This window comes from Pseudalkalibacillus berkeleyi (genome assembly GCF_021608225.1).
GTDB lineage: Bacteria > Bacillota > Bacilli > Bacillales > Fictibacillaceae > Pseudalkalibacillus > Pseudalkalibacillus berkeleyi.
Genome location: NZ_JAKIJS010000001.1, coordinates 378,949 through 397,870, shown reverse-complemented (window position 1 = coordinate 397,870; position 18,922 = coordinate 378,949). Strand labels below are relative to the sequence as shown.

The 18,922-nt window shown below is 40.4% G+C and carries 23 protein-coding genes; 7 read left to right on the top strand and 16 right to left on the bottom strand.

Features of this window, described 5'->3' with window-relative positions:
• Nucleotides 1-10: 10 nt before the first annotated feature.
• From L2716_RS02115 to L2716_RS02105, 3 genes are all read right to left on the bottom strand, one after another.
• On the bottom strand, nucleotides 11-1,948 hold the full coding sequence (locus tag L2716_RS02115) for a TOMM precursor leader peptide-binding protein (RefSeq protein ID WP_236331319.1): 1,938 nt from the start codon (nucleotides 1,946-1,948) through the stop codon (nucleotides 11-13).
• Nucleotides 1,945-3,765, bottom strand: coding sequence for a putative thiazole-containing bacteriocin maturation protein (locus tag L2716_RS02110; protein ID WP_236331317.1), 1,821 nt, complete (start codon nucleotides 3,763-3,765; stop codon nucleotides 1,945-1,947). Before L2716_RS02110 ends, L2716_RS02115 begins: the two co-directional genes overlap by 4 nt.
• A 246-nt stretch (nucleotides 3,766-4,011) precedes the next feature.
• On the bottom strand, nucleotides 4,012-4,308 hold the full coding sequence (locus L2716_RS02105) for a heterocycloanthracin/sonorensin family bacteriocin (RefSeq protein ID WP_236331315.1): 297 nt from the start codon (nucleotides 4,306-4,308) through the stop codon (nucleotides 4,012-4,014).
• Nucleotides 4,309-4,492: 184 nt separating this feature from the next.
• On the opposite strand from L2716_RS02105, the gene L2716_RS02100 reads away from it, so the two are divergent.
• The gene (locus tag L2716_RS02100) at nucleotides 4,493-4,828 is read left to right on the top strand and encodes a metalloregulator ArsR/SmtB family transcription factor (protein ID WP_236331313.1); all 336 of its coding nucleotides are present in this window, start codon (nucleotides 4,493-4,495) and stop codon (nucleotides 4,826-4,828) included.
• Between the two features lie 30 nt (nucleotides 4,829-4,858).
• Entirely contained in the window at nucleotides 4,859-5,386 is a 528-nt protein-coding gene (locus tag L2716_RS02095; RefSeq protein ID WP_408005283.1) for an SRPBCC domain-containing protein, read from the top strand.
• 140 nt (nucleotides 5,387-5,526) lie between these two features.
• Here L2716_RS02095 and L2716_RS02090 read toward each other — a convergent pair whose 3' ends face one another.
• Entirely contained in the window at nucleotides 5,527-5,706 is a 180-nt protein-coding gene (locus L2716_RS02090) for a hypothetical protein (protein WP_236331309.1), read from the bottom strand.
• 143 nt (nucleotides 5,707-5,849) lie between these two features.
• Here L2716_RS02090 and L2716_RS02085 point away from each other — a divergent pair, with 143 nt between their 5' ends.
• Nucleotides 5,850-6,047, top strand: a complete 198-nt coding sequence (locus L2716_RS02085) for a DUF2188 domain-containing protein (protein WP_236331307.1) — start codon at nucleotides 5,850-5,852, stop codon at nucleotides 6,045-6,047.
• Nucleotides 6,048-6,173: 126 nt separating this feature from the next.
• On the opposite strand, the gene L2716_RS02080 is transcribed toward L2716_RS02085, so the two are convergent.
• From L2716_RS02080 to L2716_RS02055, 6 genes are all read right to left on the bottom strand, one after another.
• Complete coding sequence (locus L2716_RS02080; protein ID WP_236331305.1) at nucleotides 6,174-6,272, bottom strand: YjcZ family sporulation protein; 99 nt, start codon at nucleotides 6,270-6,272, stop codon at nucleotides 6,174-6,176.
• Between the two features lie 392 nt (nucleotides 6,273-6,664).
• Nucleotides 6,665-7,372, bottom strand: a complete 708-nt coding sequence (locus L2716_RS02075; protein ID WP_236337768.1) for a nitroreductase family protein — start codon at nucleotides 7,370-7,372, stop codon at nucleotides 6,665-6,667.
• A 120-nt stretch (nucleotides 7,373-7,492) separates the two neighbouring features.
• The gene (locus tag L2716_RS02070; protein ID WP_236331303.1) at nucleotides 7,493-7,906 is read right to left on the bottom strand and encodes an RrF2 family transcriptional regulator; all 414 of its coding nucleotides are present in this window, start codon (nucleotides 7,904-7,906) and stop codon (nucleotides 7,493-7,495) included.
• 62 nt (nucleotides 7,907-7,968) lie between these two features.
• A complete protein-coding gene (locus L2716_RS02065; RefSeq protein WP_236331301.1) occupies nucleotides 7,969-8,142 on the bottom strand; it encodes a hypothetical protein in 174 nt (57 codons plus the stop codon).
• A gap of 109 nt (nucleotides 8,143-8,251) precedes the next feature.
• Nucleotides 8,252-9,520: an alpha/beta hydrolase gene (locus L2716_RS02060; RefSeq protein WP_236331299.1), complete on the bottom strand. Its 1,269-nt coding sequence runs from the start codon at nucleotides 9,518-9,520 to the stop codon at nucleotides 8,252-8,254.
• A gap of 288 nt (nucleotides 9,521-9,808) precedes the next feature.
• Nucleotides 9,809-10,984: a S8 family peptidase gene (locus tag L2716_RS02055; protein WP_236331297.1), complete on the bottom strand. Its 1,176-nt coding sequence runs from the start codon at nucleotides 10,982-10,984 to the stop codon at nucleotides 9,809-9,811.
• A 416-nt stretch (nucleotides 10,985-11,400) separates the two neighbouring features.
• On the opposite strand from L2716_RS02055, the gene L2716_RS02050 reads away from it, so the two are divergent.
• A complete protein-coding gene (locus L2716_RS02050; RefSeq protein WP_236331295.1) occupies nucleotides 11,401-11,529 on the top strand; it encodes an FbpB family small basic protein in 129 nt (42 codons plus the stop codon).
• 21 nt (nucleotides 11,530-11,550) lie between these two features.
• Here L2716_RS02050 and L2716_RS02045 read toward each other — a convergent pair whose 3' ends face one another.
• The 3 genes from L2716_RS02045 to L2716_RS02035 form a co-directional block, all read right to left on the bottom strand.
• The gene (locus L2716_RS02045) at nucleotides 11,551-12,486 is read right to left on the bottom strand and encodes an aminoglycoside phosphotransferase family protein (RefSeq protein ID WP_236331294.1); all 936 of its coding nucleotides are present in this window, start codon (nucleotides 12,484-12,486) and stop codon (nucleotides 11,551-11,553) included.
• A 15-nt stretch (nucleotides 12,487-12,501) separates the two neighbouring features.
• Nucleotides 12,502-13,281: a class I SAM-dependent methyltransferase gene (locus L2716_RS02040; RefSeq protein ID WP_236331292.1), complete on the bottom strand. Its 780-nt coding sequence runs from the start codon at nucleotides 13,279-13,281 to the stop codon at nucleotides 12,502-12,504.
• Nucleotides 13,282-13,401: 120 nt separating this feature from the next.
• Nucleotides 13,402-14,871 carry a methyl-accepting chemotaxis protein gene (locus tag L2716_RS02035; protein ID WP_236331290.1) on the bottom strand — a complete coding sequence of 490 codons (1,470 nt, stop codon included), beginning with the start codon at nucleotides 14,869-14,871 and terminating at the stop codon, nucleotides 13,402-13,404.
• A 217-nt stretch (nucleotides 14,872-15,088) separates the two neighbouring features.
• Between L2716_RS02035 and L2716_RS02030 the strand changes: the two genes are divergently transcribed.
• The 3 genes from L2716_RS02030 (at nucleotide 15,089) to L2716_RS02020 (ending at nucleotide 17,220) form a co-directional block, all read left to right on the top strand.
• Nucleotides 15,089-15,724 (top strand): hypothetical protein, encoded by a 636-nt coding sequence (locus tag L2716_RS02030; protein WP_236331288.1) that lies wholly within the window; start codon nucleotides 15,089-15,091, stop codon nucleotides 15,722-15,724.
• 188 nt (nucleotides 15,725-15,912) lie between these two features.
• Complete coding sequence (locus tag L2716_RS02025) at nucleotides 15,913-16,812, top strand: DMT family transporter (protein ID WP_236331286.1); 900 nt, start codon at nucleotides 15,913-15,915, stop codon at nucleotides 16,810-16,812.
• 105 nt (nucleotides 16,813-16,917) lie between these two features.
• On the top strand, nucleotides 16,918-17,220 hold the full coding sequence (locus L2716_RS02020; RefSeq protein ID WP_236331284.1) for a DUF3243 domain-containing protein: 303 nt from the start codon (nucleotides 16,918-16,920) through the stop codon (nucleotides 17,218-17,220).
• Between the two features lie 50 nt (nucleotides 17,221-17,270).
• On the opposite strand, the gene L2716_RS02015 is transcribed toward L2716_RS02020, so the two are convergent.
• From L2716_RS02015 to L2716_RS02010, 3 genes are all read right to left on the bottom strand, one after another.
• The gene (locus L2716_RS02015; RefSeq protein ID WP_236331282.1) at nucleotides 17,271-17,684 is read right to left on the bottom strand and encodes a VOC family protein; all 414 of its coding nucleotides are present in this window, start codon (nucleotides 17,682-17,684) and stop codon (nucleotides 17,271-17,273) included.
• A gap of 99 nt (nucleotides 17,685-17,783) precedes the next feature.
• On the bottom strand, nucleotides 17,784-17,912 hold the full coding sequence (locus L2716_RS18260) for a hypothetical protein (RefSeq protein ID WP_268963924.1): 129 nt from the start codon (nucleotides 17,910-17,912) through the stop codon (nucleotides 17,784-17,786).
• 83 nt (nucleotides 17,913-17,995) lie between these two features.
• The gene (locus tag L2716_RS02010) at nucleotides 17,996-18,856 is read right to left on the bottom strand and encodes a gluzincin family metallopeptidase (protein WP_236331280.1); all 861 of its coding nucleotides are present in this window, start codon (nucleotides 18,854-18,856) and stop codon (nucleotides 17,996-17,998) included.
• Nucleotides 18,857-18,922: the final 66 nt, after the last annotated feature.

The window sequence follows — 18,922 nt, the reverse complement described above, 5'->3', positions numbered from 1 at the left end:
CAACCTCTTTCTACGGAAACGGATGTGGATGCTGGTTGAGCTGATCGTACGTCAGCGGCTCTTGCCGATAACCGAGCTCCACCGGAACATGTAAAACGCGCTCCAATCCTTTCACACGTGTCAAATGATGGCCAAACGTCATCGGTAGCATGCCTGGGATAATGACTTTGACGCAGTGCAATCCGTTCCGTCGGATTTCTGAAGTCGTTTGATCGACTACAATCACATCCATATTACGATCAAAAAACGTTTGCATCACTTCTTTCAGGTCGTCGGTTAAGTCATGATGCTTTGCCCTAGGCTGAAATGCCTCTATAAACGATTGCACTTCTCCTTCTTTTTTCAGTAAAAAGTTCAGCCGTTCCTCTGCTTCCTTCAGTCCATACAGCATGCCGTGATCATCCATCTTCCTAACAAGATAAGGATCTGTTAGCATTTTCTCGTGTTCTGTCTTTTTAGATTCAAACTGTTCATCCATCGCGAGCACCATACCCGCGAGCTCGTAAACTGCACTTTTCGTAGCGCGAATCGGATCAAGGTGAGCACCAGCAGCACAAATGAGGTTCATTCCCTCCTCTTTCCGGTTCTTCGCCATTGCCCACACGCTCGGAATCCCGTTTTCCATCGTCGCATTGTATAGATGAAGGTCATACCCTGCCACTTCTCTCATCCGGTCGACCATTAGCTGTAGTTCCTTGTCTTCAGAAGAATACGGATCGAGTTGTGGCAAATTCAATTGGGCATACCACGTCAGTAGGAACGCATCCCGCTCAACGACCTCCATCATTCCGTAAAAAATCGCTTCCTCACGACTACCACCGAGCGCGCAACCATTCGACGTTTCAAAAAACATCCCTCCACCGCATCCCATGCTGTAGTAAGCGAGGAGTTCAGGCACGAGAATCGGCTTCTCCTGTAAAAATGAATAACCCCACACCCAGTTCATCTTCCGCTCAGGGTCAAATTTCATAAATGGAAAATGCGGCTCATCGTACTGTGCATCAGAATGAACCCCAACTGATAATGGATTGAGCGCATCAGGTGCAATATTTTTGTAAGTGTCATAGACGACGGTTTGCTTGCCACGTGCACCAACGCCACAAGACCGTTCGAGCGCTTCAAGAATCGCCGTTGATTCACTCAGTTCATAGGAATGCGTGCGTCCCGCTGTCCCTTCATCTCCGTTAAATAGGGGTAAATTTACGATTGCATCAGCAAATAAGGTCGTTGAATCGTACACTTTCGTATTGAGCAGTCCCGTTCGATGATCGAGATAATCTTTCGCGAGTACCTCTTTCAGCTCATCTATCGGCCTGCATCTAAAGCTGTTCGAATTGATTTTCGGACTGGATTCTAGCGCCATGTGGACCGGTTCATCTCTAGGAATCGTATTACATACCGGACATAACGCATCTGGTAAAATAAATCGCCACGAACCTTCGAACGTCTTCATGTTCAATAAGTAGATGTGGTCTTCTGATTTAGCCTGCTTACGTTCAAGTACGTTAAGCGCTTCATAATGGAGAAGCTGTGCCATTTGCAGAAGACCACAGTTCGATGCCCATGCATCTGCACTTAGATCTTGCTCAGCAATACGTTGCTGTTGAAGGTCCCACATTTCCTTCCTGTCGCGTCCAGCCATTAATCTCCTCGTATCGGCACATTGAGAACAACCGTCTTGATCCGGATGAACGAGTGGTCCGATTACCCCTTCACCGAATGCAACAAATCCCCTTAGCCATGGGATTCGCAGTGAACGATAAACTTCTTCTGCTTGTTGATGCACAGCTGGTGTCCACGTATCGTGCAATACGAGAATAAGATCCGTCGGTAGCGGAACCTCCGCTTCGATTTCTGCTCGTCGCTTCACGTCGTATTGATTGGCTAACAGTTTCATGACGTAATCGGCGAGTAGACCATGACCGACAACGAGAATGGAAGCCCTCATCGACTCGCCTCCTCTCGTAGCTGCACACCATACACGAATACTTCATTGTTTTCAAAAAGACCGTCAATTCTTAGTTCAAAGACGTCAAATTTACCTACGTACGCTTTAATATCTGGATTACTTTTTTCAATATTGATACACGTTGGATCTGTATCGCTGACCTTTACGTTTTTCGATGCGATTGCACGAATCGACGGATTGATCGCAAATTGTAAAGCATGCCGAAGGGCTTCAGCCGTATCCAACCCGACACTCCCGTACCACTTATTTTTCACACTGACCCAAACGACCGGACAACCAGACAAGTCTTCGCCTAATGCGACTGTCGGTTCTCCTTTTAAAGTCGTGAGTGCTTGATAGTAATACCGGCAATGGTCATCGTAGATATTGTCTATTTTTACAGGTGATGCTTTATAGTCTGACTGGTTATTTAACTGTTCAAGTAAACACTTTTGAATTGCCCGGCCGACGCCTTCATCAAAAGTTCCACCTGCTCCTAAACTCACGTTCGTTTGATTTGACGTATGAATCAACCGCGTACAGTAATCTTCCATTCCAGTCAAACCTGCCTCTTTACGAGCTCCCTCATGCGTCATGCCACTGCATACTTTTGCAGGTAAAAGTTCAGCTGGACCGTTGCTCGTAGGATCGACAGCTTGAACAGCGCATTGTGATAGTGGAATCTGATTGAGATTCCCTTCCTCCCACTGATGAAAAATGCCAGATACCTTTGAAGTTAATTTGCTTAACGAAAGGAACATCTTAGTGAGATCCGCTTCTCGTTTTTCTGGATAGCACTTTATTTTCTCCATTGAAACACAGTCTGTTACACGTGGATGAGGGACAAACGAGTGCCATGACCCTTCCATCGTAAACAGATCGAGTGTGTAAATTTGATTGATATTTGGAGTAGTTACGCCTGTTATTGTTTTGAAGCCTTCGAACGCACACATATTTGCAAGTAATGCGCCGGCTGTTGGTGAAAACGGTTCGGCTTCACCTTTAAAAATGTCCTGATGGAGACTTCTGTATGCGGACTCCCAACAACCAGATGAATGAGGCGCGACCACAGGACCTGCAAGCCCGACTTTTTCAAGACAAACACTAGGTATAAAGGTCTTCTGCTCATCACGACAAACGGTCTGGAAAGCTCGTAACTTCTCTATATTGCCTATTTCTGAAACATAATAAACCGCTTCAAAAGGCTCTAAAACTTCCCTTAAACTTTGCTCGGCTTCCACGCGCGTCACGACCTCTATCGCAACTTCTGGATCGCTTTTTCTAGCGTGATATGTGATTTCTGCGAGACGCTTTTTGTTTGTAGGAACATCACCGTCCATCATGACATGAAACCCTGGTAAACCAGACGCTAATAGTGCATGGACGAGCGATAAGAAAAACGGACCTGAGCCCACTGCGAGCACTTTCTTTTTCCGGTATTCTTGAAAACGGTAAGCACCTGATCCCCCGAAACTATTTAGAAATTCAATCTGTGACGCATATTTCTTGAGAACATCCTCCTTCAACTCATGAGGCTGATCACTGCTGACGTCACGAACGAACGCATTGTTGTAAAGAACTTCAGCAATTTCAAACACCCTGTTCTTATACTGAGGTGGCAGATCGTCAGTCAACTCCGCCAAAGTATACTCTCCGTTAAACATCGGCAACAACTTCTCAATCCAACGATCAATTGACTCTCCTTCCATATGAAAAGAACTTGCATTGTTTCGGAAGTACACCCGACCAATCGTATCTGGTAAAAAGAATGTGTCCCGATTCACCTTAATACGCATCTTACCGCTTAATTTGGCCATAAGACCAATCCTCCTAACCCAAGAGCTGTCCTAACCTATGAAACATCCTTCTTACAGATTGTATGACCGAAGATTTGTCTTATATTCTTTAGGTGAAGGATCCTCCAAAATATGTTATTGAGAAAAGGCTATTCATCTTATCTCATGAAAATCGGTTGTTAGTTTTGATTGAACTTATCCCATTAATTCCAATTCAATAAAAAGAAAAGAACCCTAGCGTTTTCGCCAGGGTTCTTGTTTCTCAAGTTATCTCGGTCCACCGCAACGTCCGCCGCCGCATCCACCACAACGACCACCACATCCGCCACAACGTGCGCACCCGCCACATCTCGCACAGCCTCCGCAACGAGCACAGCCTCCACATCCCGCACACCCTGCACAGCCCGCACAACCGACACAGCCGAAACATCGAAAACATCCGAAGCAACCTCCGACAATGATACGGTCCTCATCGGAATCAGCATGTTGTTCACTCGGCACCAAGTCGTTCGCTTTAAAGTCACCTACGTTTAAATCCTTAATATCTTTATGAAAATTGCTCATCCCATTACCTCCATATGTTCATTGGTATGAAATCCATACTGAAAAGACCCACTACCAACACTCTCTTCATCAAAATATGTACGAAGGTTGGGCATTGTTACACATCTAGACGCTGATTATTGTTATCAAAAAACGTTTTTAATATTCCTTGACAGGAATATTCTAGTCAAAGTATATTGTTAGTATGGAAAAGATATTAAGTGCTCTAGCAGAGCCCAATCGATTAAAAATTGTAGAACTCCTGCGTGAGCAACGACTTACAGTCGGAGAAATCGCTGAACAACTCCAGATTCGACAGCCTCAAGCCTCTAAACATTTGAAGGTCCTAAGTGAAGCCGGTCTTGTTGACGTACATCCGGTTGCAAATCAGCGCATTTACGAGCTGAGAGCTGAGCCATTTAAGGAACTTGACACCTGGATCGCATCGTATCGAAACATCATGAATGAGAGATTTGACCGACTAGATGATTACCTCAAGGAATTACAAAGTCAGGAAATTGACAAAAGCAACAAGCAGTAATTCTTATAATTAAACAATGATATTGGAGGAATGAAAATGTCAAAAGCGACAAAAAGCATTAGGACACAAGTAGAAGGTCGAGACCTCATCATGGAACGAATTTTCGATGCACCGAGAGAACTAGTTTTCAAGGCTTATTCAGAGGCTGACCACTTAGCACGTTGGTGGGGACCTCAAGGATGGGAAACAACCATTCAAAGATTTGATTTTACACCTGGTGGAGAATGGCGATATTGCATGAAGTGTGTAGATAAAAATCAAGAGGATTTCTTTGGTCATGAATCATGTGGGTTAGCAGTGTATCAGGAAATTACATCCCCTGAAAAAATCGTCTATACAGATTCATTCACTGATCAAGAAGGGAATAAGCTTGATGGCATGCCAGAAATGCTAATTTCGATGGAATTCGTTGATCATGAAGGAAAGACGAAACTCGTTACACGTACACAATTCGCAACTGAAGAGGTTCTGAAGCAAATTATGGACATGGGTGTAGTTGAAGGTACTTCATCTCAATTTGAAAAACTGGATGCACATTTGAAGCAAATTCAATCATAATAAAGACCGTGAGCCCCGAAAGCCCCGAAAAGTTTTACGGGGCTTTTTTTTTGCGGTTCTAAATCAAATCACATGAAAAACCGAGCATGCCATGATGTTGGCTAATTGCTCGGTTTCTTTCATTTCGTCTGGAGGATTATTCAGGCATGCTTTGCACTTTGTTCGAGTGCTGCATCCCAGTTCGGAAAATAATACAATGCGTTTCTCATCAATTCTGGATTGGATTTCTTCACCTGCTTTTTACGAGGTGCCTCCCCAGCCGATTGTGCCAAATGAGTAATTTGCTGGACAACTTCTTCAAGACTCATACTCGCTTCCATTGTCTTCCTCCCTTAATTTAATTAGTCTCCATTCTGTCCTCTTCGGTTCCAAAACATACTTTGATTCACACAGAAAAGTATGTTTAAGGATATTTTCTCGCGGGAAAGTGTTGTGTACATCAGATTTTTGGAGGGTTGTGCATATGAAAAATTATCATGTAGTACCAGACCGAGATGTGAATGGTTGGTATATTAAATTAGAGGATGCTGCACCAATTGATCATTATGAGATGAAATCAGATGCGATCGAAGTTGCGGAACGTGTAGCAAGTGAAAATACACCAAGTAAACTTCTTATCCTAGACCAGGATCGAGAAGTAGTTGAAGAACGTAAGTATTAACAGTTGAGAGAGTGGCTTCCACTCTCTTTTTTTATCCGCAAAAAAAGCTGAAGATACGATCTCCAGCTTTCACTTTTTATCTATTGAAGTACAGGGGGTCACACTTCAACATCTTCCCTGTCTATCTTAGTAACCGCCACCGCCTACGAATGCTGCCCCTACGATAATCAAAAGGACAAACAAAACTACAATTAGAGCAAAGCCCGAACCATATCCTCCAGACATAACTACACCCCCAATATGCTTGTTAATATACGATATGTCCTTTTTCCGAAATTGAACGGGCGGTATGGAAAAAACTTTTCCAAATGTTGTTTAAACCCTTGTTTATGTCCGGTTCGATTAAGTTTTCATGGCTTAGCAGGTGTGTGGTGCTGAGGCGGAATATAGTAAAAAAGTCCTGACTTCCACAAGTTACACGTAAAGTTCCACAAGTCAGCAGAAAAGTTCCCCAAGTTTGCATGAAAGTTCCACGAGTTCTACTGAAAGTTCCACGAGCCAAGAGAATAACATCCTGTTTACAATCAAAGCATGTTCATTTTTATTAGAAAAACAGACCAAAAGACAACAATTCCTGTCCTTTGGTCTGTTTCATAATATAAATATTTATTTTCCGCTTAATATTTGTTCCATTCAAGCACATCTTCTAGTGGTAAACGTGTTTTTTCAAACCCAGCTTGCGTACCTTTACCTAGTGCAATTAACATAACTGGCTCGAAGTTTTCAGGAACATTGAATGCTTCAACAAATTTGTCAGCATCGTATCCTCCCATAGGTACCGTGTCATATCCTTTTGCTTTTGCTGCAAGCATCAACTGCATGGAGATCAACCCGCCATCGATATTTGCAATTTTTGATAGACGTTCAGCTGGAAAGCTTCCGTATCCTTCTAGAATGCTATTCACATACGTATTTTTCAGCTCTTCTGTCATTCTTCCTTTTTCCACCAATTGACCGAAAATACGCTCTGCATTCTTATAAGCATCTTTATCTCCAAGTACTGCAATTACCGCAGATGCATCAACGACTTGCTGTTGATTGTTTGCGATAGGAAGTAATTCTTCCTTAGCAGCTTGATCTTGAATAACAAGAAATCTCCAAGGCTGAAGGTTTGAAGAAGATGGTGCTTGAATCGCAATCTCCAGTAATTCGCGAATCTCATTTTCATCAATTTTTACCGTTGGGTCATACTGTCGTACAGATCGACGTTCCTTTGCTACTGTAAAGAAATCAGTATCCTCAAGCTCTTTTGGTGCACCTGCCCCTTTATTCAAGTCTTTAGCTTTATTTAAATATTCTTCCTTTGTCATTGTTTTCTCTGACATATTGAACCGCTCCTCTGTTTTAACTGTAATGATTACAGGAACAGTATAGGCTCTTAACTGTAACTTTGTCAAGAACAGTTAACTGTAAAAATAAAAACGAAACCTCAGTTTCGTTTTCAACTACTTATTAAGTAGGTCTGCAACTGTTTTTTGCTTCAATCCGTCGACAATCCAGCCTTCCATTTCGTCTTTCAGCTGAAACAATGCTTCTCTAGTCGGTGGCGGAAAACATTCTTTGCTCTCAACACCGAGAAATCCAGTTGGTGAATTCTCTGCTTTCATAGCATCATACACTTCAGCAAGCGTAATCTCTTCTGGTTTTTTCACGAGTGAGTATCCACCATACCGCCCCTCTTGAGCCTGTATTAAATCTGCCTTCACCAAGTGTGTTAATATTTTTCGTAAAAAAGCTGATTGAGATTCGAGCTTTTCTGCCATCTTGCCACTCGGACAAAGACCATCTTGATCGGCAAGAACGATGAGCGCTTGCAACGCCATCCCAAACCACTTTGTATTCGATACTTTTTCAGCCATCACGTCTCACCTCTTCGTCCCTATATTTTGCTGGATTCTTTAATGAAAGTCAAAACAATACATTAAATTAATAATTTTGGTAAAAAGTGAGCAGTTAACAAAAAGCCTGATGTCATCAATATTACAAGAAAGATTGTTGCTCCTAAAAGTAGTTTCTTCCCTTGTTGGTTCAATTCAATGTTTTTCGATAAAACTGGTGCAAGTCCTAGGAAAAAACTACTTACAATTGAAAGCACCCCAAATGCATAATGAACAGTAATCGCCAACCCTATCCCTATTGAGAATAACGTTGTCAAAAGAAGTAAAGGAGATGCTAAATGATGATGTGTGATAGGAATCAGTCCTTTACTTCAAAAATTTCTTTATACCTGAAAGCAGTCCTTCTGCTAACGGAAGTGTTGGATCCGAGTAGGTTGCGAGATTTTTTTCTCGAACGGCTGGTGCTTCTTTTAGCACATGGTTCATTTGGTCAATAAGCAGGAGTTCCGCTTTTGGTTTCGCCTTAGCGAGTAGCTCGGCGTCCATTGCCGGCACTTGGATGTCGTTTTTACCATTAATGATCATTGTCGGGATACTCAGTTTCTCGATTTCTTTTGTTGGATCATACTTCATCCAAGAAATAAGAAACGGCTGAATCCTTGGTTTGAACACATTCATTAACTGAGTATCGACCTCGTTTACGGTTTTTCCACGTTTTAACGAAGCAAGAATTTGTTCGCTTTCCTTGAGGAGTTCTTCAGGTAATGTCGCGAGCTGTTCAGCTAATACTTGGTCAATCGAACGACCTGCCCCTGCAATGGAAATGAAAGCGTCAGCTGATGAATCTTGTGCAGCCAACATACCTACGAGCGATCCTTGGCTATGCCCAATGACATATATATCTGAAAATCGTTCATCTTCTTCAAGTTTATTTATCCATTGTTTTGCGTCATCAACGAACGTTTCAAATCGTAAATCTTCTTCTTTCGTAATAGCTTGCGCATTTTTCCCAGCCCCTCGCTTGTCATATCTGAGACTCGCGATGCCTTGTTCTGAAAGTCCTTCTGCTAAAAGCTTCAAGCTATTATTCTTTCCAGGAAGTAAAGGTGAATTTCCATTGCGATCCGTCGGACCAGACCCTGGAATGATAATAGCAATTGGCGTTGGACCACTCTTTTCAGATGTCAGCAGTGAACCATAAAGCTTACCTGTTGGAGACTCTATGGTTAAGAAATTTTCCTCCTCTTCTGATTGATCCGTTTTCGGTTCTCCTCTTACAACTTCAAATGGAAACGATTTTCCTTGTTGGGTAAACGTTCCTGAGATCTTATCATCATCTAACTTTCCTTTAAAATAGATGTTTTGTCCGGATAACGGCATTTTGAAAGTGACCGTATCCTCTTTCAGATTAATTTGCGTCAACTCAAATTCATCAACATTTTGCACGGGAATGCTAATCGTTCCAGTTAAATCATCATTACTATTAAAATTCAAAATAATATCAAGCGGTTGACTAGGCACCTGAATCGCACCATTCCATGTTCCAATAAGCATTTCCGTTCCACTCTCTTCTTTATTGCACCCTGTCATAATCGCTATTATAACTACTATGAGCCCGATCATGTACTTTTTCATTAGTACCGCTCCTCTTTAAGTTATCTACCTTACATACGGATGAGTGAGCAAGAGGTTTCTAAATCAGCATTGACTATATTACTGAAATGTCTTAATGATCTTCTGAAATGTCGAGATTAATCCGGGAAATGTCGAGATTAATCCGGGAAATGTCGAGATTAATCCGGGAAATGTCGAGATTAATCCGGGAAATGTCGAGATTAATCATCGAATAGCATAAAAAAGAGATCCAAAAGCCTGAATATGGCCTTTGAATCTCTCTATTCACTCAAAATGAATTAAATCTGATTAATGATTCACTGCGTTTGCTGCATTTACACGTCCGTTTTGGAATAAGACACCTGTTCCGGTTATGTTGTCAGCTGTATCTTCAAGTGCAGTGCGAATTTCTGAAGCTGTTCGCCCTTGTGACGCTAACAATCCGGCTACCCCAGCAACAACTGGTGATGCCATTGATGTCCCAGAAAGATTGTCATATGTGTTGCCTGGCATAGTTGAGTAAACGCTTGAACCAGGCGCTGCGATATCAACCCATGTACCGTAGTTAGAATAGTAAGCAAGATTGTCGTTTTGATCCGTTGCTGCTACTGCGATTGCATTAGAGTAATAGGCTGGATAGCTTGGTTTCGCAGAGCTTTCATTTCCTGCTGCTGCAACTACGACAGATCCTTTATTCCATGCATAATCGACTGCATCTTTTAACGTTTGTGTGCCAAGCAATCCACCTAAGCTCAAGTTAATGACTTGTGCACCTTGGTCAGCTGCATAACGAATTCCTTGTGCGACATCATCCAAAGTACCGCTTCCTTCAGCATCAAGAACTCGAACGGCTAGGATAGATGCATTAGGTGCCAGACCTGCTATTCCCTCTCCATTATTCGTGTTCGCTGCTGCGATTCCAGAAACATGTGTCCCGTGGTAATGCTCATCCATTGGATCGTTGTCATCTTGGACAAAGTCATATCCTTTAATGACTTTTCCTGCTAAGTCAGGGTGATTGTAATCCACTCCTGTATCGATGACCGCAATTTTGATGGAAGATGCACTTTGGGTGACATCCCAAGCTTGATCGGCTTCTACCTTTTGTGGTGCGTATTGTTCTGACTCATAGAATGGATCATTTGGCGTATAACTAGCATGGTAGGTTGCATTTTGCTCCGCATATTCGACAGCGTCAATTGCCTCAAGTCCGCTAATAGCATTTGTAACTGAGCCGTCCACTTTCACTACGAAAAAGTCATCTGTCTTTTCAATGACCTCAGCGCCAAAATTTTCAACAACCTCTTCAGCATATGTAGAAGAAACCGTATCGTTAAAGTGTACGATTAATTCTTGTGAAGCTATTTGTTCTAAAGGTGCTTTTAGTGGTGAACGCTCCTCCCCAACAGATGCCGCAGATGCGGGTAATGCTCCTGACATAAGTAGTGTTGCAGATGCAGCAAGTGCTGCAAATCGTTTCAACATCCAATCACTCCTCTGAATTAGTCCCGGTATAGCTTATTTTTTCGGGCTGTGCAGAGGATTCTTCAATCTTCTACAAAATCCTTTCAAATTCACGATAGTTACTGATATTTTACTATTTTCAGAGAATATAAGCAGATTTTATATGAGACCTCGATAGTACGAAAAGATACTCTGAATAGTACTCCTTATCTATACTACTTCCTAGTAAAATGGAACACTTAACCACATAACCCAAAAATATCAATATTTATTTTTCACCAGAAATTATATTATCGTAAAATACCTCAACCTCACATCTCTATCGCCTTTAGTCGTCTAATATATCTATTTGTATAGAATTTTCACATTTTTGTAATAATTTTAACGATTATAAAATAGTATAAAGTGGTAATATAGTATCGAAGGAGTTGATATCTATGGGAAAGAGGAAAACTTCATTCGAAGAACTATTCATCCAAAATCGGGATAAGTTAATTAACGATCCGAAAGAAATGGAAAAGATCGAAAAGAAGATCGAGAAAAAGCAACTCGATAAGTCATCATAATAGATTACAAGAAACAAGACCCTACCTACTGGTGGGGTCTTGTTTTTTTCCGAACTCACTTTCGTACAAATTTTCAAAAATTCTAATGCCCTTCAAGAAGCTTTTATTATAACTACCATCTTTCATATCGACTGACCAAACGGTAGCAAGCACCGTGTGACAGTATCCCCATAATAGGAGCCGCTCCTTGTTTAAGTTCAGCTCTTCTGTAAATATGTCACACCTACGTTTAATCACTTTATATGCATCTTCTTCAGGCAACTTATTTAGCATGAATTGGATAAGATCATACTCTATTTCTCCGATTAACCCTTTTGGATCAATCACTGTCCACTCTTCCACTCCAGATGACAAAATATTGTAATGGTGGAAATCCCCATGTAGAAGATATTTGTGTTCAATCGTATCGTTTAAGTATGTAAATATTCGTAACGCCCGATCCATTGTAGCTCGGTCAATTTGCCCAACCCCATAAGGATGATCGTCTACCTGCTTTCTGAGGTTTTGTTCACGTGCTTTAGTTGTAGGTAACCTTGAATCCTTTGGTGCAGGCGTGATCAGTTTTTTCATTTCTCGGGCTGCAATCCCACATGCTTCATCCTGGTCCTCTACTTTGGCCAATGTAAATCCTGGTAAGAGTTTTTCAAGAATCAAAATCCCATTATTAATATCATAGTCAATGAGTTTAACCATTCCCTTATCTCTGAACAACTTCAACGCTTCTACCTCATCAAGAAAATCATTACCCGGTATACAAATCTTGATTACAACATCCCGACCATCTTCCATTTCAGCAGGTGCTACATAGTTAATGGAAAGAGAATAAGGTTCATTCATAGCGAGTGACCACTTCACTTCACAATATTTGATGAGTTTGGGTAGGTTTTCTAACCAAGCGTCCCCAACCTCTCCAAAGTATAAGTGAATATTTTTCTTAAAATTTTCTTGCCAATCCATGTCATGCTACTCCTTTTACAAACTCAGTTTCACTGCTCTTGTTCCCATGAAGCATTTGATATACTCATCGAGAATTCGGTTTCCTCCGAAATCATCTTCATAAAACCCAGCAATTACAAACCCGGCATCAATTTGTCCTTGGATTTGGTCCTCAAGGGTATGGGCAAACTCAACGGTGACATCGCCTTTATAATATTCTTCTAGCTCTTTTTCAGTAAAGTTTGCGATTGTCGAAGTCGGGATTGAATGCCTCACTTCGAGATTTCCTTTCTGCTCTTCTTCATCATCAAAAATGTACAGTAACGGATTTGTAAAACCTGAAATCAATACACCTCTATCTTTGAGTACTCTTGCAGCTTCATTCCAAACAGGCTTAATATCTTCAACAAACAGATTCGATACGGGATGTACGATGAAATCGAATTGCTCATCCTCAAAGAATTGAAGGTCCGTCATGTCACCTTGTATGGTTTTTAACTGTAAACCATTCCTCATTGCAACTTGTTCATCTTGTTCAAGTTGTTTTTCTGAGAGATCAACAACAGTAACGTCTGCACCAGCAGCTGCTAATACCGGTCCTTGTTGACCACCGCCCGAAGCAAGGCAAAGGACTTTCATTCCTTCAAGAGATTCAGGAAACCAATTTCTTGGGACAGGTTTCCCAGCCGTTACACCTATCTCCCATTCTCCAGTTTTACACCTATCAATCAACTCTTTACTAACTGCCTTTGTATACACAACCCCGTCTTCCACTTTTTTGTTCCATGCCTTACGATTTTGATTAATGACTGTCATATCGGTACATCCTTTCTACTAATATCTCTAGGAAACTTCCCTTAACCCCTTCTCAATTCCTTCCCACATTCATAAATAAAGAGCACTTTCCCTTTATTTAAGGTGTGCTCTCCTAGTAGTTTATCTATTTTCTTTCTCAACGAGGCTTGAGACTTTATTGTTAATTTGCTCAATTTGCTGAACGATCATTTCATTCTGAGAAGTTTGTTGTTGAATTGAAGCCGAAATCTCTTCTGTCGTAGCAGTAGACTCTTCAATCACAGCAGCAAAGTCATTTACTGAGCTTTCAACATCTCTCGTATCTTTACTCACATGAGTTGCAAGAGATTGGAATTCATTCATTTCTTTATTCAGCATTTGTACAGATCCATTGATGTCTTCAAAGATTACTTTCGTTTGTTCTGTTTCTCGGATGTTTTCTTCCATTTCATTTGCAATGCTCTTCATTTGCTTTTGTGTACGTCCGTTACTTTGCTGAATCTCAGTCAGGTTCTTAGAGATATCATGGGCTGTTCTTTCAGTAACATCCGCTAGTTTACGGATTTCATCAGCAACGACGGCAAATCCTTTTCCTGCTTCCCCTGCTCTTGCTGCTTCAATAGATGCATTCAGTGCAAGCAGGTTCGTTTGAGATGTAATCTCTTGAATAGAGTTAAGCGATGTAACTGAGTCTCCAACATGCTTTGACAAAATGTTCATATCTTCTGCCATTGTTGATACGAGGACTTTGAATTCATTAATTTGTTTATGTAGCTGCTCTATTCGAGCGGTTCCTTGCTTTGAGCTGTCACCCGTTTTTTCAGTCTTTTCTAAAATAACTTCCGCACTTTCGAGCATACGCGTAACGAGTTCACTCGTGCTTTCAATAGAGTTCATAATTGTACTAACTGTCTCACTTTGAGATTGTGTGCCAGAAGCGATCTCTTGAATAGCGGTATTCATCTGAATGAACGATTGTTGGTTATATTCACTCGTCTTCGTTACATCTTGAAGGTCTACAGCTATCTCTTTCGTTTCACGATCTAAACGTTGTCTTACTTCTTTTTCACGCTGGAATCGTGTTTCCACTTCACTTTGGAGTTTCTCCATTTTATCGTTAAGTTTTTTTGCAATTGCAAGCTGTAGATAGAATACGACAAGCACAAGCGTCATGATTAGCATCGTTTTACCTAGGTTTGTCTCTAAAGTCGAACCATACATCAAATAGTAGGAAACTACTAGACCAACCGCAATTGCTGTGCCGACAAAATACACTTTCTTATCTAGATACAATATTGAACAAGCTAATAGAAAATAAACAAGAAACGCGTTCTGGTCGGAAGGTGATGTGTGCATGATTGTAGCAAGTATAGCACTCAATCCGATTACTGATATGTAGGGCGTTGCTCTAATAAACTTCTTCTTAAAATAAGAAAAGGCAAGTACACTAGTTAAAATTAAACCGCCAAACAATATAATCAAGATGTTCAAAAGTGGTGCGCCTAAACTAATATCAATTCCGGTTGCTAATACGGTACATACACCAGCAACGATTAACATGATTCTGTTCTTTTGCATTAACCCTTCAAGCTGCAAAGAATTCTGTTCCAACACGTTCACCTCATATCAAATATAGTCCATCTATCCTATATATCGGCAAACCTCTCCTTTTCGTTTACTTAATTTTCAAATTTTCCATTAATAACCTACCGTACGGAAAATCGTTTACATAAGTGAGGTCATAAGTTACAATTTGAAGAAAGTTTCCCATGAGCAAAAATAATGCTACCGGCTAATAAATAAGCGCATGGCAAAAAGGAGGTAAGATATGCTTCGTCTTTTACATGAATCGATCCCTTGGAGTAGTAAAATCAGCTTATTGACATTTGGTTTAGCGATTATCTTTTCTATCATTTCAACATTGTTCCGTAGTGGGTCTAGTCTCTTGTTGAGTTTGTTTGTTGTATTATTTTTTATACTAATTGGGATCATCGGTGACACGATTGGATTAGCAGCTGCAACCTCTAAAGAAGTACACTTTCATGCCATGGCCTCAAAAAAAGTGAAAGGCGCAAAAGAAGCTGCCTACATTTCAAAGAATGCACCGGTTTTTTCAAGTTTCTTTAACGACGTTGTTGGAGATATAGCCGGCATTGTTAGTGGAGCTGCCTCTACCGCGGTTGTGTTTCAAGCAGCAAAGATTTTAAACACAACTAATGGTTCCTTTTTGTTTATTTTCTTAACCGTCATTCTAACAAGTATCATTGCTGCACTTACCGTCGGTGGTAAAGCTATATGTAAAACGATCGCTATTTACCAATCAACAAACATCATCATTTTTACTGGCAAATCCATTTACTATATGAATAGATTCTTAAGATTCTTTTCGTTTAAACGGCCCACCAAAAGAATGACTTATCACCGTTTTAAGAAGACACCAAATGATATAGCAAAAGATATATAATTACCAAGAGGTTGAATGAGGCGCAACCTCTTACATAAACCTGAACCTATAAATTAATAAGTTTGATAACGTGCTTTGGAGGTCATTCGGCTACCAAACACGTTTTTTGGTTAATTTTTCAAAAACATTATTTACTCCACTACATTAAAGTGTTAATTTCGAATTAGATATCGATTGGGGGTGTTTGTTTGAGTACAAAGGCGTTTTTAATGGCATTTACGACCGTTGTCATTTGGGGTTCAACATTTGCAGCAATCCGAGCAAGTTTGCATGGCGGATATTCCGCTGGTCACTTAGTCTTGACGCGTTATGGTATTGCTTCGATTATTTTTATTTTGATCGCTCTCATTCCTAGGGTTAAGATAAGGGTTCCGCACCGTAAGGATTTATTCAAGATACTTATCCTAGGGTTTGTTGGCATTAGCCTTTATAACATTGGGGTTACTTTCGGTGAATTGACAATTTCAGCAGGTAATGCCGGTATGCTGATCGGGTCTACTCCAATTTTCACAGCACTTATTGCCGTATCTTTCTTAAAAGAAAAACTAGGCAAATCAGGCTGGATCGGCATGTTTATTGGGTTTATAGGAATACTACTCATCACGTTAGGAACATCTGATGCAACATTAAGAATTTCTATAGGTGCAGTCCTTGTTCTAATGGCTGCAATTGCAACATCTGTGTTTTTTGTATTTCAAAAATCACTACATATTCGTTATTCACCATTGGAGTTAACCGCCTATTTTACGTGGGCAGGAACGATTCCGTTCTTGTTTTTCTCGCCAGGACTGATTGAAACGATTCAGAATGCTACATTGGAGGCTAATCTTTCTGCCCTTTATACAGGCATCTTCCCAGCATCCGTCGCGTATCTCACATGGGCAACTGCCCTATCATTAGGTCGAGCAAGTTCTGTTACGAGCATGTTGTATATTGAGCCTGTCGTAGCGATATTCACAGCATGGATCTGGCTCCAGGAATGGCCAAGTACTTTATCACTCATTGGTGGTTTAATTGCTATATCAGGAGTTGTCGTTGTAAACGGAATTGATCGCAGGCAACCTGATTTATCTAAAAATGTCGCTTAAGATTCCCATTAAATTAACATCCTATAAAAGTATGATGATAAGGAATGTTTTACCATCTGCTCCTTGTGGTATGTATATAGTAGCACAGCAAAAGGAGTGGATATCATGAAAGACCCAATGAATGCCGCAGCTGAGTTAAACGAAGAAAAGAAAGATGAAATCATGGAGAATTTCCAGACTTTCAAAGACTACTTAGGAGATCAGGTTCACAAAGGTGAGAAGCTTGGACTTGGCGAAGAAGGTTTAACAAAAGGCGCAAAACGAGTTGCTGACTATTTGGCAAAACATGAAGAGCCTAGAAACCGTGAAGAAAAAGTTTTGAATGAACTATGGAATGTAGCAAATGAAGATGAGCGTAAACACATGGCTCACGTATTAGTTAAACTTACAGATGAGACGAACAAATAATGAAAAAACCCGTATCTACTAAGATGCGGGTTTTCTTCTGCGGTCATATATTATTCAGGTTTGGTATAATTCAGGTCCCACGTAATTCCGAAAGCATCTTTCACTTTCCCGTACTTTGCTCCCCAGAATGTATCTTGTAATTCCATTAGTACGGTTCCTTTTTCACTTAGTTTGCTGTAAAGTGTTTCAGCTTCTTCTTCACTTTCCATTTCAAGCGCTAAAGAAATTGAACTTCCCTTCTCACTCGGTTGTCCTGGAAATGTATCAGACATCATTATAAATAAGTCATCCTTCTTGAATTGTGCGTGCATAACACGGTCATCAGCCTCTGGAGGTGTTGGGAAATCAGCCTCACCAAAAGTTTGTACTTGTAGGACTTCTCCATCGAATATTTCTTTGTAATATGCCAAAGCTTCAGATGCATTTCCGTCAAATGTAAAGTAAGGTGTAGCTTGATGTTTCATTCCAATCACTCTCCTCATAAATGTTGTTCAACAATTTAGATTATAATACAAACAAATCAACTAATCAAGAACATTTGTTCTCATTTTAAAGAAATTATTTTATTTCGTTTGCTTTTCCTCAGTTGGTGGTTTGTCCACATCGCCGATAATTATTTCTTCTTTCTCACCAGGTTGTGAGCAACCAACAATTAAGATGAAACAAATCATTAAGAATACGAATTTCATCACTTTAATGGAGAACTCCTCCTTAAAAAAGATTCCATCACTCTATTCGATTTATTGCAGCTAATCCCTTTTTTACAGGTCCGTTTTTAATAGTATCGTTCATCTATTTGTAAAATCGATTTTTCTAGATCTGCATATCCTTTCATATCCATTTTTTCTTTGTCTGAGAAACTCTTTTCATTCTTTTTAATATAATCCAGCCACTCCGATTCTAATGTCTCGATGTCTTTACCATATGTTTCTTTAACAGCAAGTTTCACATTCCCTGTATCGTAAATACCTTCAAATGTATGTAACCCATACTCCTCAATTAAGTATGTTACGAATGAGCCGGCATGTATATAGCTAAGAAACCTGAGCGCATTTTCTTCATCACTGCTAACGTAAGAACGAAAATAAGTGCTACTTAGTATATTGTCTGTTAACTTTCTTAATGGTAAGTTGCGTTTTAATGCTATAGTTTGCCTCATCATTTTATGTAGCGAGATTTCATAACCTGGGATTGTCCCTGAACCATATTCACTTTCAACATACTCAGCAAAACCCTCTTGAGTAAAGAAGCCATTATTACCTATAAACTTTCCTTCTTCAACATTACCGTATCCTAACAACGTGTGTGTTAGTTCGTGGAATATAGGAAACACGCCATTATCCATGTGTAATGTAATTTGACTCACATCTCCGTATGACATTCCACTTTCCTTATAGAGCACAATATCAATACTTTTTGCAGGTTCATAATCTGTTTCAATTAATTGACTTATGATGATTGTCGCTTCCTTCACTTGATCAGAAACATGATCCAGCTCTTCTTGTGACAATCCAGCTTCATTCATAAGTTTATAGGTGATTGCGGGTGTTCCCTCTTCGGGCTTTACCACTGTCTCTTTAGGTGAGCAACCCGCTAATACCAATAGTAAACCAATAACAAGTCCCCATTTCTCCATTTACTAACCCATCCTTATTTTTAGTAAATATTCACAAAATAAGTGTATCATAGGTTTCATCAGAAC

Excerpts from the sequence above, each read along its gene's own strand:
- L2716_RS02095 (WP_408005283.1), top strand. The coding sequence starts at position 4,859 with ATGAAAATGTCAAAAGCGACAAAAAGCATTAGGACACAAGTAGAAGGT.
- L2716_RS02110 (WP_236331317.1), bottom strand. The coding sequence starts at position 3,765 with ATGGCCAAATTAAGCGGTAAGATGCGTATTAAGGTGAATCGGGACACA.
- L2716_RS02050 (WP_236331295.1), top strand. The coding sequence starts at position 11,401 with ATGGGAAAGAGGAAAACTTCATTCGAAGAACTATTCATCCAAAATCGG.
- L2716_RS02085 (WP_236331307.1), top strand. The coding sequence starts at position 5,850 with ATGAAAAATTATCATGTAGTACCAGACCGAGATGTGAATGGTTGGTAT.
- L2716_RS02040 (WP_236331292.1), bottom strand. The coding sequence starts at position 13,281 with ATGACAGTCATTAATCAAAATCGTAAGGCATGGAACAAAAAAGTGGAA.
- L2716_RS02070 (WP_236331303.1), bottom strand. The coding sequence starts at position 7,906 with ATGGCTGAAAAAGTATCGAATACAAAGTGGTTTGGGATGGCGTTGCAA.
- L2716_RS02010 (WP_236331280.1), bottom strand. The coding sequence starts at position 18,856 with ATGGAGAAATGGGGACTTGTTATTGGTTTACTATTGGTATTAGCGGGT.
- L2716_RS02045 (WP_236331294.1), bottom strand. The coding sequence starts at position 12,486 with ATGGATTGGCAAGAAAATTTTAAGAAAAATATTCACTTATACTTTGGA.
- L2716_RS02020 (WP_236331284.1), top strand. The coding sequence starts at position 16,918 with ATGAAAGACCCAATGAATGCCGCAGCTGAGTTAAACGAAGAAAAGAAA.
- L2716_RS02055 (WP_236331297.1), bottom strand. The coding sequence starts at position 10,984 with ATGTTGAAACGATTTGCAGCACTTGCTGCATCTGCAACACTACTTATG.
- L2716_RS02105 (WP_236331315.1), bottom strand. The coding sequence starts at position 4,308 with ATGAGCAATTTTCATAAAGATATTAAGGATTTAAACGTAGGTGACTTT.
- L2716_RS02060 (WP_236331299.1), bottom strand. The coding sequence starts at position 9,520 with ATGAAAAAGTACATGATCGGGCTCATAGTAGTTATAATAGCGATTATG.
- L2716_RS02080 (WP_236331305.1), bottom strand. The coding sequence starts at position 6,272 with ATGTCTGGAGGATATGGTTCGGGCTTTGCTCTAATTGTAGTTTTGTTT.
- L2716_RS02100 (WP_236331313.1), top strand. The coding sequence starts at position 4,493 with ATGGAAAAGATATTAAGTGCTCTAGCAGAGCCCAATCGATTAAAAATT.
- L2716_RS02115 (WP_236331319.1), bottom strand. The coding sequence starts at position 1,948 with ATGAGGGCTTCCATTCTCGTTGTCGGTCATGGTCTACTCGCCGATTAC.
- L2716_RS02090 (WP_236331309.1), bottom strand. The coding sequence starts at position 5,706 with ATGGAAGCGAGTATGAGTCTTGAAGAAGTTGTCCAGCAAATTACTCAT.
- L2716_RS02030 (WP_236331288.1), top strand. The coding sequence starts at position 15,089 with ATGCTTCGTCTTTTACATGAATCGATCCCTTGGAGTAGTAAAATCAGC.
- L2716_RS02015 (WP_236331282.1), bottom strand. The coding sequence starts at position 17,684 with ATGAAACATCAAGCTACACCTTACTTTACATTTGACGGAAATGCATCT.
- L2716_RS02075 (WP_236337768.1), bottom strand. The coding sequence starts at position 7,372 with ATGTCAGAGAAAACAATGACAAAGGAAGAATATTTAAATAAAGCTAAA.